This is a genomic window from Butyricicoccus faecihominis, assembly GCF_024462775.1.
Taxonomy (GTDB): domain Bacteria; phylum Bacillota; class Clostridia; order Oscillospirales; family Butyricicoccaceae; genus Agathobaculum; species Agathobaculum faecihominis_A.
This window is the reverse complement of the sequence record NZ_JANGCE010000002.1, coordinates 231381-246314: the sequence shown is the minus strand read 5'-3', so window position 1 is coordinate 246314 and position 14934 is coordinate 231381. Positions and strand designations below refer to the sequence as shown.

Below are 14934 nucleotides of genomic sequence, written 5' to 3'. Positions count from 1 at the left end.
GAATGAAAACGACAATGTTTACCTACCTGAGGAGGAAATAAAAATGAAAAAAATCGCTGCGATGTTGCTTGCGGTTATCATGGTTTTCGGATTTACGGCTTGTGGCGGCACCGGTACGGACACACCGGCGGCAGATACGCCCGAGGATACGCAGGGCACGGACGCCCCCCAGTCGGCGGGCATGATCAGTGAAGAGGAAGCTTCGATCAAGATCGGCATCACCAGCCAGACCATGAAGGAAAAGACCTACCGTGATATGATGGCGGGCGCCGAGGAGCGGGCGATTGAAAAGGGCGTTTACATGGAGTGGCAGCCCTGCGATCTGGACGCTTCCAAGGAGCTCGATATCATCCACAACTACATCACCCGTGGCTTCGATGTTATCGCGATCGAGCCGGTCAACGGCACGGTCTCGGTAGAGATGGCGCAGGCCTGCGTCGACGCGGGCGTTCCCTTTATCTCGCTTGAAGTTGATTTTGAAGGCGAAAATATGCCCGATATCCTTGTTTCCGGCGATTTCTATGGTATTGGACAGGCCAAGGTCGATAAATTCGTCGAAGTTTTTGGCGACGGCCCGGCCAACATCGTGCTGATGGACGGCACGCTGGGCGATTCCGTTGCCACCGCTGTGCACAACGGCGCCGTGGACCAGCTGAAAAACTATCCGCAGATTACCGTGGTGCATCAGGAATGGTGCCCGGATTGGGCGCGCGATTTCGCCATGACCACCATGCAGAACGTGCTTGCCAAGACCACGGATATTCAGGGCGTAATCAGTGCGAACGACGCGATGGGCGTTGGCGCGTATAACGCCTGTGAGGAGATCGGCATTGAGAAGGATGTGATCTTCGTTTCGATGGATGACGACGAGGACGCCGTCATGCTGATGCAAAAGGGCATCAAGTATTATAGCGTTGATAAGAACTCCAAGCTGTACGGCACCAAGGTGATCGACGCGGCAATCTCGCTGGCGAACGGCGAAGAGCCCGCTTACGACAAGATCAATGACGCGGGCGTTAAGATGTCGCTGATCGATCTGCGCTGGAACAGCTGCGACGATCTGACCGTCGGCAAGGAAATGTATCCGCATCTGTTCGAGTAAACGCAATCTGCACGCGTTGCTGCAAAAGCCGGTGTGCGTTTTCCGCCGGCTTTTGCAGCAAAACCTTTACGAAAGATTGGAAAGGTGAAACATGGCACTGGTAGAATTTAAAAACGTATCCATCCAGTTTCCCGGTGTGCGAGCGTTGGACGGCGTCTCCTTTGGGATCGAAAAAGGCGAGGTCATGGCTCTTTGCGGCGAAAACGGGGCGGGGAAATCGACGCTGGCCAAGATTTTGGCCGGTGTAAACCCCAAAAGATCATACGAAGGACAGGTCATCTTCAAGGGCGAGGAACTCGAAAACCGTCTATCCGTCGACGCGGAGCGCAAGGGCATTTTTCTGGTGCATCAGGAGCTGGCGCTTTTACAGGATATGACGGTGGCGGAAAATATCTTTCTCAGCCATTATCCGACCAAATTCGGCGTTTTGGATAAAAAGACCATGAACGAAAAAGCGAAGGAATGTCTCACGGAGGTCGGTCTCGATATCGACCCGCAGGTAAAGATTCGTTCGCTTACGGTCGCGATGCAGCAGATGGTCGAGATCGCCAAGGCTCTTTCCGAGCAGGGCGAAATCGTGATTTTCGACGAATCCACCAGCTCGCTGACCAATAAGGAGATCGATGGATTTTTCGAGATCGTGCGCGCCTTAAAAAAGAAGGGCGTCACCTGTATCTTTGTCACGCATAAGCTCGATGAGATCTTCCAGATCTGCGACACGGTCACGGTTTTAAAGGATGGAAAACTCATTCAGGCGGGCATTGATATCAAGACGATCAACAAGGACGATGTGGTGCAGCTGATGATCGGCCGCGATCTGAAAAATATGTATCCGCAAAAGCCGACGTATCAGGCCGACGCGCCCGTGGTGTTCGAGGTGAAAAATTGGAACCTGTTCGACGCGCACCTGCCCGAACGCAAAATCATCGATAATTTCAGTTTCCAGATCAAGCAGGGCGAGATTCTGGGATTTTACGGTCTGGTAGGCGCGGGGCGCACCGAACTGGTCAATTCTATTTTTGAAGGCGTTAACAAATTTACCTCTGGCGAGGTCTATCTGCATGGGCAGAAGATCGAGATCAGATCGACCTCGGACGCGGTAAAGCACGGCATTGCGCTGATAACGGAGGATCGAAAGGGCAACGGTTTGGTTTTGAACCATTCGATCAACGATAACCTGACCGCGCCGTCTCTGCCCACGCTGACCAAAAAGTTCGGCGTACTGGATTTTGAAGAAGAGGCAAAACGAAACGACGCGATGATCAAACAGATGGAGGTGCGCATCAGCACAAAGCGGCAGACCGCGAGCAGCCTATCCGGCGGCAACCAACAAAAGGTCGTTGTGGGCAAGTGGCTGCTAACCGATCCGAAGGTGCTGATTCTGGACGAGCCCACCAAGGGCATCGACGTAGGCACCAAAGCGGAGATCTACAAAAAGCTGAGAAAACTCGCCGAGCAGGGCATCGCGATCTTGATCGTCAGCTCCGAGCTGCCGGAGACCATCGGCAACTGTGACCGCGTGATCGTGGTGCGCGGCGGCTGTAATGCCGGCGAAATGATCGGCGATGCGATAACGGAAGAGTCACTGTTCAGAATTGCTATAGGGAGAGAATAAACATGAGGAAACGAAATATCGATGTATCCAAGTTTACCTCGCTGATTGCATTGGTCGTTCTGATCGTGATCTCGGCCATCCTCAGCGGCACGTTCCTAAAACCGGTCAATATCCTTAATGTGCTTCGGCAGATCTGCACCAACGGCGTGGCTTCCTGCGGCGCGATGTTTGCGATCCTTTTGGGCGGTATCGACCTGACGGTCGGCTCGCTCTTCGGCCTGACGGGCGTGTTGGCCGCGGTTTTGATGCAGCACATGCCGTGGTATTTCGCGGTGCTGATCCTTTTGGTCGGCGCGGCGGCGCTCGGCTACGGCATTGGCGCGATCATTGCAAAATTTCAAATCCCCGCCTTTATCGCCACGCTGGCCGGTCTGACCGGCTTTCGCGGTGCGGCGCTCGCCATTACCGGCGCGGCCAACCTGCCCATCAGCCAGCAGGGCTTTTTGGATATCTTCGGTTCCGGCAGGGTGCCGTATCAGGTCGTGCTCGCCCTTTTGGCGGTAATCGCGGTTTTTATCGTGCTTTCCTGCCTGAAAAAGATTCGCCAGCAGAAAACGTCGACGGCGAACGCCGTGCTGTTTGCCGCACTGTACCTCATCATTGAGGCGTACATGGCCTATCTGGTCATATCGACGGGCTTTATGAACTGCCAGATCCTGTACTTAGGCGTCATGCTGCTGCTGACCTATTTCCTGCTCAACCATACGGCGTTCGGCCGCCGCATTTACGCGGTCGGCGGCAATAAGGACGTGGCCAAAATGGCCGGCATCAACGTGGACCGCACCATTATGCAGGGCCATGCGTGCGCCTGCTTCTGCGCGGTGCTCGGCGGCCTGCTGATCGCGGCCAAGCTCAAGAGCGGCGTGCCCACCGCGGGCCAAAGCGCGGAGATGGACGCGATTGCCGCCACCGTCATCGGCGGTACCAGCCTGTCGGGCGGCATCGGCAACATCGGCGGCACCATCATCGGCGTGCTGCTCATCGGCGTGCTGGCAAATCTGCTGTCGCTGCTCAACGTTTCTTCGGACTTCCAGAATATTTTCAAGGGGCTTATCATTCTGGTCGCCGTGATCGTCGATACGCAGTTTAAAAACAAGAAGGGCGCGTAAGGCGCAAGATGCTGAAACCAAGAAGGAGGCTTATCAGTTATGAAGGCTGCTCTGTTCCAAGGCCCCGGCTGTCTCGAGGTAAAGGACGTACCAAAGCCCGAGGTGAAAAATCCGGACGACGTATTGATTGAAATCCACGCCATCGGCGTGTGCGGCACCGATATCCGGGCGCTCGCGGTCCCGCCGCTCTACGAGTTTAAAAAGGGACTGATTCTGGGCCATGAGGGCACGGGCAAGGTCGTCGGGGTCGGTTCGGACGTCACGGGCGTCGCGGTGGGCGATCATGTGGTCATTCATCCGAATATCTGGTGCGGCAAGTGTCACTACTGCAGGACGGGCCACATCAACCTCTGTGAGAATTTTCAGCACATCGGCGACAGCATCGACGGCGTAATGGCTGAGTTTGCCTGTATCCCGGAACGGATGGTGTACAAGATCTCGGACGAGGTGCCCGCGCATATCGCCGCCATAGCCGAACCGCTGGCCTGCGTGCTCAACGGCACCAACAAGGCGCGCGCGCATCCGGGCGAGACCGTGCTCATTCTGGGCGCGGGACCGATCGGCATGCTGTATATGATGCTGTATCAGGCCATGGGCGCGGACGTTTGCGTGAGCGACACCAACGAGGAGCGCTTGCGCTTTGCCGCGGAACTGGGCGCGACCTACACGGTAAACCCGATGAAGCAGGATGTGCCGGCATTTCTGATGGAGAAGACCGGGATTGGCGCGGACATCGTGGTGGACGCGGTGGGCGTACTGCTGGATACCGCGATCTTGGCCGCGAAAAAGGGCGGCACGATCGTGCTGTTCGGCATCAATACCGTTGCACAGCCCACGGTACATCAGGTGGAGATCGTCTTTAAGGAGCTGCAGATCGTCGGCGCCTATATCACCAAGGGCACCTTCCCGCAGGCGGTCGACATCATTGAAAATCACAGGATCCCCGTGGAGAAACTGGTCACGCTGCGCGTTCCGCTCGAGCAAACCAAGTACGGCATCGACCAGATGGCCGCGGCTAAATCGGTTAAAACCGTGATCGAAGTAAAATAAAAAACTTTCGGCCGGCCCGGCTTCTTCACACCGGGCCGGTCCTCTTTTGGAAAGGAGCGGGAGAATGCTTAACCGGGTAAACGTCGGCGTGATCGGCTGCGGCGACGTCAGCGATATTTATTTTAAAAACCTTGCGGGGGAGCGGGATTCCGTTTGTCTGACAGCCTGCGCGAACCGGCATATCGAAGCGGCCCGCGCGGCGGCGGAAAAGCACCATATCCCAAGGGTGATGACCATCGACGAGCTGTTGGCCGATCCGTCGATCGATCTGGTGCTCGATTTGACCGCACCGGCGGCGCACGATATAATCAACCGCCGCGCGCTTTTGGCGGGCAAGCATGTATATTCGGAAAAACCGCTTGGAGGAACGCCGGAACAGGCGCGGGAGCTGTTGCGGCTCGCGCGGGAACGGAACCTGCGCATCGGCTGCGCGCCGGATACCTTTCTGGGCGGCGGCTTGCAGACCTGCCGCCAGCTGCTCGATCAGGGGGAGATCGGCCGTCCCCTTGCAGCCTGTGCGTTTTTGGCATGGCACGGGCCGGAGCGCGAGCACCCCAACCCGGCGTTTTTGTATCAGCCCGGTGCGGGCCCCCTGCTGGACTACGGGCCTTACTATATGACGGCGCTGATCCATCTGCTGGGGCCCGCGCGCTCCGTTTGCGCAATGACGGCAAAGGGGTTTGACACGCGCACCTGCACCTGCCCCGGGCCACATGCGGGAGAGTTGTTTTCGGTCGGAACGCCTACCCATGTGACCGGGACGATCCGGTTTCAAAACGGCGTGCTGGCGACGGTTCTGCATAGCTTTGACGTATGGGGGCATGGGCTGCCGTTCCTTGAGATATATGGAACCGAGGGCACGCTGCGCGTGCCTGATCCGGATACCTTTGGCGGGCCGGTCTGTCTGCTGCGCGCGCGGGAAAGCGTCTTTCGCGAAGTGCCGCCGACCTATGGACATACCGAAAACTGCCGCGGTATCGGCCTGATCGATATGGCGGAGGCAATCCGGGAGGGGCGCTCGCACCGGGCAAGCGGGGAATTGGCGCTGCACACCCTAGAAATCCTGCACGCTTTTCTGACAAGCGCCGGGGAAGAGCGGTTTGTAACCCTAGAGACCGCCTGCCGCCGCCCCGCGAGGCTTTGATTCCACGGCAAAAGCAACGCGTACGCTTTCATCCAGTCGGAAAGCGTACGCGTTTTTAGCCTTCTATGATAGTTAGCGGAAAAACCGTTCGATCTTTTTCTCGGTTCTGCGCGGCAATGCGGCGCTGCCTTTCGCGCCCGAGAAAACGGCGCTTCCTATACGCTTCATGCCCGCGGTTTTGAAAAATTCATGCATGGCGCGTAAAGCGCCGCTGCTTTGCCCGCACAGCCACGAAAAGGGGAAGGGGGTATTGCAAGCGGTCAAGAGCAAGTATTCTTGTTCCGCGGATAGGCGCGGGCGGGGGAAGGTTGCGGTCTCCTCCATCGCCGTGCCAAGCAGCCGGTCAAACAGGTTTTTTACGTTAGCCGGTACGTTTGCCCAATAGGTGGGCGCGGCCAATACGACCCGGTTGCAGGTTCGCAGCAGCGCGGCGATCTCTTGGATATCATCGTCTATGACACAGGATCTGGTTTGGGCGCAGACCCGGCAGCCCTTACAATAGGCGAGCTGTTTTTGGTACAGCCGCACGGTGGTGACTTCCCACCCGTGCGCGGCAGCGGCGTGTACGGCGCGATCCAGCATGGCCGCCGTCGAGCCGTGATCATGCGGGCTGCCCAAGAGCGCAAGCAGCTTTTTTCTCATTCTTTGTCCTCCCTTGCGATCAGCCGGTAGAGCCTGTCGAAGCCGTATGTTAGAAATTGTTCCTTCGTTTGGCCCATTGCTTGTTCAATATAGGCCCTCTTATGCGCCGCCATTTGTATAACACCGGACAAAGAAGCCCAAAATAGAAAAACCGTAGGCAAAACCGGAATATCCGGCAAAAGCGCCCCCGCTTCTATGCCGGACCGGAGAAACTGAACGATTTCGGCGTTGATCTGCTCGCCGACCTCGAACGTTTCTCTCTCTACGGGGAGGTGATCCTTTTCAAAATCAATATTGATCTCTCCCAATGCAAGCGAAAAGTAAAGCGGGTATTGCGCCTGATATTGCGCCAAGGCGTGACAGAGCCGCTCATACTTTTCCTTGGTCGCGGCCGGTGCGGATACGGCCTCGTGCAGAACGGCGCGAAGCATTTTCATGCTTTTCAGCACCAGCAGCCCAACAATCTCTTCCTTGTTTGTAAAATACACATATAAGGTAGCCTTGCTGTACCCGGCCTGTTTCGCGATATCGTCCATGGTGGTTGCGGTTATGCCTTTAGCGGCAAACAGGCGTTCCGCGGCCGCGGCGATGTTGTCGCGGTGCACGCTTTCCGGTTCCTTCTTTCTTCGGCCCATGCGCTCCTCCTGAATTAATTAAATGTCGATCGAAACAAAGCCCCATTTCGATCGAGAATTCCGGCTCTGGCGCGCGCCCTTTGGGCACACTTCGCCGCCGGTTTGTTCAGCCCATAGGCCTCTATCCATTTTCCGCCGCCGTGCGGCGATTAAATGAGAGCAAACCGAGATACACGGCCCAGGCCGGCCTCTCTTGGCCTGCGGCCAATTCACCTTCTGCTCCCGGTTTTTGGTCAAATTGAAGCAAAGCTTCAACTTTCAATTTTATTGCGCGCTGCGGCGCGAGGGGTTCTTTGACGCACTGTAAATTAATTGAACTGTCGGTTTAATTAATTCTATCACAATCTCACCAGCGGCGCAAGAGAAGTTTTGCAAGCTTGTCATGGATTGCCAAAGTTTTGGGCGGACCCTAGGAAATGCTTGTTTTTATGGGCAAAAGCAGGTATACTATATGTTGTATTATTATCGTTGGAGGAACCTATTTTGCTTTGGAATGCTTTGCGTATCGGCGATTTGCGCACGGCGCTGATCTATTTGGCGCTGTCGCTGCCGGCCGTTGTGCTGTGTCTGACCGTGCACGAAGCCGCGCATGGCGGCATGGCGAGCCTTTTGGGCGACCGTACCGCCAAGGCCGCGGGCCGGTTGACGCTTTCCCCCTTGGCGCATATCGACCCGTTCGGTTTTTTGTGCCTGATCTTATTTGGCTTCGGCTGGGCGCGCCCGGTGCCGGTCAATATTTCAAACTTTAAAAACCGCCGCTTCGGCATGGCGGCGACCGCGCTGGCCGGCCCGGCGTCGAATTTGCTGACTGCGTTTGTGTTCTATTGCCTGTACCTCTGGCTGGGGACAATGCAGCTGGGCGCGCTTCAAATCGCCATTTTGCTGTTTTGCCGTATCGTTGCCAGCATGTCGGTCGGTCTGGGCGTGTTCAACCTGATCCCGATCCACCCGCTGGACGGTTCGCGCGTGGTCGATGCGTTTTTGCCGTTCTCTTGGTCGCTCAAGCTGCAAAAATATCAGTCCATCATCCTGATCGTGTTCATTGCCGCGCTTTGGTTCGGCTGGCTCGATTTCCTCATCGGCGGGGTCAATCTGTGGGTGCAGAACCTTGCTTGGAATTTGATGAGCGTCTTGATCGGGTGAAAACATGGATTTTCATTTAGAAAATTTCGACGGGCCGCTCGACCTGCTGCTGCACCTGATCGCGAAAAACAAGGTGAGCATCTACGATATCCCGATCGCCGAAATTCTGGACCAGTACCTTGCCGTGCTGCACGATGCGCACGCCATGGACATGGATGTGGCGGGTGATTTCGTTGCGATGGCGGCGCAGCTCGTGTATATCAAATCCAAAATGCTGCTGCCAAAGCACGAGGAAGAAGAGGAAGAGGACCCGCGCGCCGGTCTGGTCGAAATGCTGCTCGAATATCAGCGCATGAAAGAGATCGCGCCGGTCTTAAAGTCCAAAAGCGAATTTGGGCGCGATATTTTTGTCAAATCCCCGGAAACGCTGCCCGGCGCGCCCGTGCGCGAATATCGCCATTCGGTGAGCGATCTGATGCGCGCGGCAAACCGCATGCTGCAAAAAGCCGAACGGCGCATGCCGCCTTCGGCGAACGCGTTCAGCGGCATCGTCGGCCACGAGCCGGTGCCGGTATCCACGCGGATCACCGCTATCTTAAAGCGCTTTTTTGGGTCGGCGCGGGTGCGATTCCAGCGCCTGTTCGACGATGCAAAGAACCGCTCGGAGATCGTCGCGACATTTTTGGCTGTATTGGAGCTGTCCAAAACCAAGCGCGTCTTGCTGGAGGGCGACGGGGAAGACTTGGAGCTGACGCTCGCCACAGATAAGGAGAAGGAAACTGTATGACAGAGCTGGAGGCCGGTCTGGAGGCCGTGCTTTTCGCCGCGGGCGACGCCGTGCCGGTCGACCGGCTGGCCGCCGCCCTGGAAACCACACGGGAACGACTGCTGGAGGCGGCGCAGGAGCTTGCGAACGCCTATGATTTTGAACAGCGCGGCATCATGCTGCTGCGCATGGAGGACAAGCTGCAGCTTTGCAGCCGCCCCCTTTATGCGGACGCCGCCCGCCGCGTGACCGAAAGCCGACGCCCGCCCTCGCTTTCCCCCGCGGCGCTCGAAGTGCTCACCATCGTGGCTTACCGCCAGCCGGTGACGCGCGCGTTCATCGACCAGCTGCGCGGCGTTGATTCGGGCGGCACGGTCGCGGGCCTTGTCGAAAAGGGGCTGATCGAGGAAGCGGGGCGCATGGATGTGCCCGGCCGCCCGATCCTGTACCGCACGACCGATATCTTTTTACGCACCTTTTCGCTCACCAGCCTGTCCGAATTGCCCGCGCTGCCCTCTTTGGAGGAAAACGAGCAAATGGAGCTAAGGCTGGAAGAAGCGGCGCCCGAACAAGAGGTGGACGGGCAGATCGGTCTGGAGCAGCCGTCCGCCGGGACGGACGAAACGGAGTGAATAACGGATGGCTGGCATCCTTCTGATTCTGCTGCGCGTGGTGCTGATCGTGCTTCTCGCGGTGCTCGTACTTGCCCTGCTGCTGCTCACGGTCCGCACCGGCGTGGAGGCCGCCGGGGTAAACGGAGATATCACCATTGATCTGCGCTACGGCATTGTGCGCATTCCTCTTTATCCGCCGCCCCACCGTAAAAAAAGGGAGGAAAAACCGCCGCCGCCCGCCGCGGAAAAGCCGCCGGCGCCGAAAAAAAAAGGCCTGAACCTGCGCGAAATCGAACTGGAGCAGGCAATCGATCTGCTGTTTACCCTGCTGGGTGAGGCGAGCGATTCCCTTCGGATATCCAAACTGCGCGTGCGCGTGCTATTCGGCACGGACGACGCGGCGAAAACGGGTTTGTATCTCGGTTATTTTTCTACTCTTTGCGGCATGGTAACGCCGTTTTTGGAGAATACTTTTGAAATGAAGGACTATCACGTGAGCGCGGACGCGGATTTTGATGCGGAACATACCGAATGGGCGTTCACGGTGTTTTGTTCGATCCGTCCGCTGCGGCTGGCGCTGATTCTGCTGCGGCACGGCAAAAAGCTTTATAGGATGTATAAAAACCTGACAAAGAAAGAAGAGGCGATAGAAAATGAGTGAGCATCCCATCAGCAACCTGATGACCGAAACCATGGCTAAAATCAAGGAAATGGTGGATGTCAACACCATCATCGGCACGCCGATCCACACGGTGGACGGCACGACGGTCATCCCGGTCTCCAAGGTGACCTTTGGTTTTGCATCGGGCGGCAGCGATTTCTTGCCCCGCCACGCGCAAAGCGGCGCGCCCCTCGCTTTTGGCGGCGGCGGCGGCGCGGGCGTTACGGTTTCGCCTGTTTGCTTTTTGATCCTTTCGCCAAGCGGGGACGCGCAGATCCTAGGCGTCAACGCGCAGGCGTCCACCACGGTCGACCGTCTGGTTGAAATGATCCCCGGCGCGATCTCCAAGGTATCCGGCTTTATGAACGGCCGCCACGGAAAAATGGCAGACGAAACCGGAGAAGACGCGGAATAAGAGGCCCGCTCCCCGCAAAACCTACTCATAGTATTTTTATGAGTAGGTTTTGTTATACAGGGAGATGTGGATATGAAAAAAATAGCCTGCCTTTTGGCGCTTTGCCTGTTTCTGCCCGGTCGGGCGGGCGCGGTGAACGCCGCCGCCGCCGCTGTGCTGGACGCGGACACGGGCGAAACGGTGTTCGAGCAAAACGCCGATACGCGCCTGCCGATGGCCTCCACAACCAAGATCATGACCGCGCTGGTCGCGATCTCGGAGGGCGACCTCGACCGCACCTATCAGGTGAAAAAGGCGTATACACAGGTGGAGGGTTCGTCCATGTACCTGCGCGAGGGCGAAACGCTTACCGTGCGCGACACGCTGTACGGCCTGCTGCTGGAATCCGGCAACGACGCCGCGGTCGCCATCGCGGGAGAGTGCGGCGGCTATGACGCGTTTATCGAAAAAATGAACGCAAAGGCGAAGGAACTCGGCTTGACGAACACTCATTTCGACAACCCGAACGGGCTCGACAGCGAAACGCATTATACCACCGCGCTAGAGCTTGCCAAAATCGCGGCCGCCGGAATGCAGGACCCCACGTTCCGGCAGATCGTCGGCACGAAAAACTACCGCGCGGGCGAGCGCGTGATGAGCAACCACAACCGGCTATTGACGCTTTATAACGACGCGATCGGCATCAAGACCGGCTTTACCAAGCGCAGCGGCCGCTGCTTGGTTTCCGCCGCCGAGCGAAATGGCCGCACGCTCGTCGCCGTGACGCTGAACGCGCCGGACGATTGGAACGATCATATGGCCATGCTGGACAACGGCTTTTCCCGCTACGAAGAAGTGACGCTGCACCACGCGGGCGATCAGGTGGGCACCCAGCATGTGTTCGGCGGCGACGCGGACGAAGTACCGCTGATCGCGCAGCACACGGTAACGGCGTATTTAACGCCAGAGGAAAAGGAAAAAATACAGGCGGTCCGCTACGGTGATACCATCTGCTACGCGCCCGTTGTCAAAACGGCGCGCGCGGGGCGTATGGAATACCGGCTGGGAGGCGCGGTGCTCGCTGAGGATAACGTGCTGTACGGCGAAGCGTCGCTTTTAACGCCGGAGCAGAAAAGCCTGCCCGCGCGCCTTTGGGAGCGCCTGTTTTCCTAAAGACAAGACGATAGGCATTGGACAAAACGGAGGATGACATCTTGAAAGAACGGTTACAGAAAATACTCGCGCAGGCGGGCCTGTGCTCGCGCCGTACGGCGGAAAGCTGGATCGAAGCCGGTCGCGTGACGGTGAATGGCCGCCGCGCTTCGCTCGGCGATCAGGCGGACGCGCAAAAGGAGCGCGTCTGCGTGGATGGCAAGCCGATCGGCGGAAACGAGCAAAAGCGCTATCTGATGCTTAACAAGCCGCGCGGCGTGGTCTCCACCATGCAGGATGAGCACGGGCGCAAAACCGTGGCCGCGCTCACAGCGAACTGCGGCGCGCGCGTGGTGCCGGTCGGCCGGTTGGATTATACCTCCGAGGGGCTGCTGCTGCTCACTAACGACGGCGCGCTGACCTATGCGCTCACCCATCCGCGCCATGAGGTGCCCAAGTATTACGAGGTACGCGTGCGCGGCCGCGTCGATCAGGCTATGCGCCTGTCCGAACCCATGGAAATTGACGGCTATCAGATCGCGCCCGCCACGGTGGACATTTTGGAGCATGACGACGAAAGCGTGAAACTGCGTCTGGGAATACACGAAGGGCGCAACCGCCAGATCCGCAAAATGTGCGAGCAGTGCGGGCTGGAGGTGCGCCGTTTAAAACGTATCGCCATTGGAAAATTGATGCTCGACCCGCGTTTAACGCCCGGCTCATGGCGTGAGCTGACCGAAAAGGAGCTTGCGTATTTGCAGGGCCTTGCTGCAAATATGCAGGAAGGGTGAAATACTTCTTGCATTTTTGCTGTAAACCGCTTAGAATGAAATTGGCCGAAACCTAAGCGGCAGCAGGAGTGTTAAGGAATGAACGATTTGATCGGAAAAATACAAAATGAATTGCCCGGCTTTTCCAAGGGTCAGAAACAGATCGCGCGCTTTATCTTAGAGCATTATGATAAAGCGGCGTTTATGACTGCCAGCCGGCTCGGAACGACGGTCGGTGTCAGTGAATCGACCGTCGTTCGCTTTGCGACCGAACTTGGCTACGAGGGCTACCCGCATTTACAGCGCGCGCTGCAGGAAATGATCCGCAACAAGCTTACCTCGGTGCAGCGTATGGAGGTATCCTCCGACCGGATGGGCGGCCGGGACGTTTTGCAGACCGTTCTGCACGCGGATATGGATATGATCCGCATGACGCTGGACGAGATCGACCGGGACGCCTTTCAGGGCGCGGTGGACGCGCTGCTGCATGCCCGCCGCGTGTACATTCTCGGCGTGCGTTCCTCGGGCGCGCTGGCGAGCTTCATGGGCTTTTACTTTAACCTGCTGTTCGATAACGTGCATTTGGTGCACACCAATAGCATCAGCGAGATTTTCGAGCAGGTGCTGCGCATCGGCGAGGGGGATGTGTTCCTCGGCATCAGCTTTCCGCGCTATTCCAAGCGCACGCTTTCCGCCATGCGTTACTCGAAGGACCGCGGCGCGCGCGTGATCGCGCTGACGGATTCGCACCTGTCTCCGCTGGCCCGCGTGGCCGATCATACGCTGATCGCCAAAAGCGACATGGCCAGCTTTGTCGATTCGCTGATCGCGCCGCTTTCCGTCATCAACGCGCTGATCGTTGCGGTCGGTATGGAGCATAAAAAAGAGATTGAAGCCACCTTTAACTCCTTAGAGAGCATCTGGGAGGAATATGACGTATATGAGAAGCCGGAGGACGAGACCACTTGAATATTTTAGTCGTTGGCGGCGGCGCCGCCGGACTGATGGCGGCGGGCACGGCCGCGGAGCAGGGCGCGCGCGTCACTCTGTTTGAAAAGAATGAAAAGGTGGGGCGCAAGCTTTTCATCACCGGCAAGGGCCGCTGCAATGTGTGCAATGATTGCGATAACGAAACCGTTTTGCAGAATGTACCGGTCAATCCGCGCTTTCTGTATTCCGCGCTGGGCTGTTTTTCCGCGCAGGATGTAAAGGATTTCTTTGAGGCGCGCGGCGTGCCGCTCAAGACCGAGCGGGGAAACCGTGTTTTTCCGGTTTCCGATCGATCCGCCGATATTATTGACGCGCTTTTTACATGGAACAAACAATCGGGTGTTACGATTGTAAACGAAGCCGTGGAGGAGCTCACCGCGGCGGATGGCCGCGTGACCGGCGCGCGCGCGGGCGGCAAGACCTACGAGGCGGACGCTGTGATCTTGGCCACCGGCGGCGTGTCCTATCCGCAGACCGGCTCGACCGGCGACGGCTACCGCTTCGCTAAGGCGCTGGGGCACAAGATCGTGCCGCCGAACGGCTCGCTCGTGCCGCTGACCGAAGCGGGGAACGTGTGCGGCGAGCTGATGGGGTTGAGCCTGCGCAACGTGAGGCTCAGCATTCTGGAAAACGATAAAAAGATTTATGAGGATTTTGGCGAAATGCTGTTTACGCATTTCGGCCTATCCGGTCCGCTGGTGCTGTCCGCTTCGGCGCACATGCGGCATTTTGGTAGCAAAACTTACCGCGCGGAGATCGACCTTAAGCCCGCGCTGGATGAAAAAACGCTTGACAAGCGATTGCTGAGCGACTTTGAAAAGCATAAAAATAGCGATTTTGTTAACGCCTTGGGCGAGCTGTTGCCGCGTAAGATGATCCCCGCCGTGATATTGGCGGCCGGGATCGATCCGCGCGCCAAGGTGCATTCCATCACCAAGGAGGAACGGCGGAAGCTGCTGCACACGCTGCGCGCGTTTCCGGTCGCCCTGTCGGGCAAGCGTCCGGTGGAGGAAGCGATTGTCACCACGGGCGGCGTATCCGTCAAGGAGGTCAGCCCCAAGACGATGGAATCGAAAAAAACGCCCGGCCTGTATTTCGCGGGCGAGGTGCTCGACGTGGACGGCTATACCGGCGGGTTCAATTTACAGATCGCGTGGTCGACCGGAAGGCTTGCCGGGCTTTCCGCGGCGCACGCATAGGGAGGAAG

16 protein-coding genes are annotated in these 14934 nt (G+C 57.6%); 14 read left to right on the top strand and 2 right to left on the bottom strand.

The genetic code is table 11. From position 1 onward, the window contains the following. Positions 1–43 precede the first annotated feature (43 nt). From NE562_RS02715 to NE562_RS02695, 5 genes are all read left to right on the top strand, one after another. Positions 44–1102 (top strand): sugar ABC transporter substrate-binding protein, encoded by a 1059-nt coding sequence (locus NE562_RS02715; RefSeq protein ID WP_280960856.1) that lies wholly within the window; start codon positions 44–46, stop codon positions 1100–1102. A gap of 91 nt (positions 1103–1193) precedes the next feature. Continuing rightward, positions 1194–2717 (top strand): sugar ABC transporter ATP-binding protein, encoded by a 1524-nt coding sequence (locus NE562_RS02710; RefSeq protein ID WP_280960855.1) that lies wholly within the window; start codon positions 1194–1196, stop codon positions 2715–2717. 2 nt (positions 2718–2719) lie between these two features. Then, the gene (locus NE562_RS02705) at positions 2720–3826 is read left to right on the top strand and encodes an ABC transporter permease subunit (protein ID WP_280960854.1); all 1107 of its coding nucleotides are present in this window, start codon (positions 2720–2722) and stop codon (positions 3824–3826) included. A 39-nt stretch (positions 3827–3865) separates the two neighbouring features. Beyond that, entirely contained in the window at positions 3866–4876 is a 1011-nt protein-coding gene (locus tag NE562_RS02700; protein WP_280960853.1) for a zinc-dependent alcohol dehydrogenase, read from the top strand. 64 nt (positions 4877–4940) lie between these two features. Beyond that, positions 4941–6020 (top strand): Gfo/Idh/MocA family protein, encoded by a 1080-nt coding sequence (locus NE562_RS02695; RefSeq protein ID WP_280960852.1) that lies wholly within the window; start codon positions 4941–4943, stop codon positions 6018–6020. Positions 6021–6092: 72 nt separating this feature from the next. On the opposite strand, the gene NE562_RS02690 is transcribed toward NE562_RS02695, so the two are convergent. Continuing rightward, positions 6093–6662, bottom strand: coding sequence for a flavodoxin family protein (locus NE562_RS02690; RefSeq protein ID WP_280960851.1), 570 nt, complete (start codon positions 6660–6662; stop codon positions 6093–6095). Further along, positions 6659–7297, bottom strand: coding sequence for a TetR/AcrR family transcriptional regulator (locus NE562_RS02685; RefSeq protein ID WP_280960850.1), 639 nt, complete (start codon positions 7295–7297; stop codon positions 6659–6661). The genes NE562_RS02690 and NE562_RS02685 overlap by 4 nt, the downstream gene beginning before the upstream one ends. A 483-nt stretch (positions 7298–7780) precedes the next feature. On the opposite strand from NE562_RS02685, the gene NE562_RS02680 reads away from it, so the two are divergent. The 9 genes from NE562_RS02680 to NE562_RS02640 all read left to right on the top strand — a co-directional run bounded on the left by NE562_RS02680 (position 7781) and on the right by NE562_RS02640 (position 14926). Continuing rightward, a complete protein-coding gene (locus tag NE562_RS02680) occupies positions 7781–8440 on the top strand; it encodes a site-2 protease family protein (RefSeq protein ID WP_280960849.1) in 660 nt (219 codons plus the stop codon). Between the two features lie 4 nt (positions 8441–8444). Continuing rightward, the gene (locus NE562_RS02675) at positions 8445–9167 is read left to right on the top strand and encodes a segregation and condensation protein A (RefSeq protein WP_280960848.1); all 723 of its coding nucleotides are present in this window, start codon (positions 8445–8447) and stop codon (positions 9165–9167) included. Continuing rightward, entirely contained in the window at positions 9164–9778 is a 615-nt protein-coding gene (gene scpB, locus NE562_RS02670) for an SMC-Scp complex subunit ScpB (RefSeq protein ID WP_280960847.1), read from the top strand. The genes NE562_RS02675 and scpB overlap by 4 nt, the downstream gene beginning before the upstream one ends. 7 nt (positions 9779–9785) lie before the next feature. Further along, the gene (locus tag NE562_RS02665) at positions 9786–10421 is read left to right on the top strand and encodes a DUF2953 domain-containing protein (RefSeq protein WP_280960846.1); all 636 of its coding nucleotides are present in this window, start codon (positions 9786–9788) and stop codon (positions 10419–10421) included. Next, positions 10414–10836 (top strand): GerW family sporulation protein, encoded by a 423-nt coding sequence (gene ytfJ / locus NE562_RS02660; RefSeq protein WP_280960845.1) that lies wholly within the window; start codon positions 10414–10416, stop codon positions 10834–10836. The genes NE562_RS02665 and ytfJ overlap by 8 nt, the downstream gene beginning before the upstream one ends. Before the next feature lie 72 nt (positions 10837–10908). Next, positions 10909–11988, top strand: a complete 1080-nt coding sequence (locus NE562_RS02655) for a D-alanyl-D-alanine carboxypeptidase family protein (protein ID WP_280960844.1) — start codon at positions 10909–10911, stop codon at positions 11986–11988. Between the two features lie 41 nt (positions 11989–12029). Then, positions 12030–12758 (top strand): pseudouridine synthase, encoded by a 729-nt coding sequence (locus NE562_RS02650; RefSeq protein ID WP_280960843.1) that lies wholly within the window; start codon positions 12030–12032, stop codon positions 12756–12758. Between the two features lie 78 nt (positions 12759–12836). Then, positions 12837–13706, top strand: coding sequence for a MurR/RpiR family transcriptional regulator (locus NE562_RS02645; protein ID WP_280960842.1), 870 nt, complete (start codon positions 12837–12839; stop codon positions 13704–13706). Further along, the gene (locus tag NE562_RS02640; protein ID WP_280960841.1) at positions 13703–14926 is read left to right on the top strand and encodes an NAD(P)/FAD-dependent oxidoreductase; all 1224 of its coding nucleotides are present in this window, start codon (positions 13703–13705) and stop codon (positions 14924–14926) included. Before NE562_RS02645 ends, NE562_RS02640 begins: the two co-directional genes overlap by 4 nt. Positions 14927–14934: the final 8 nt, after the last annotated feature.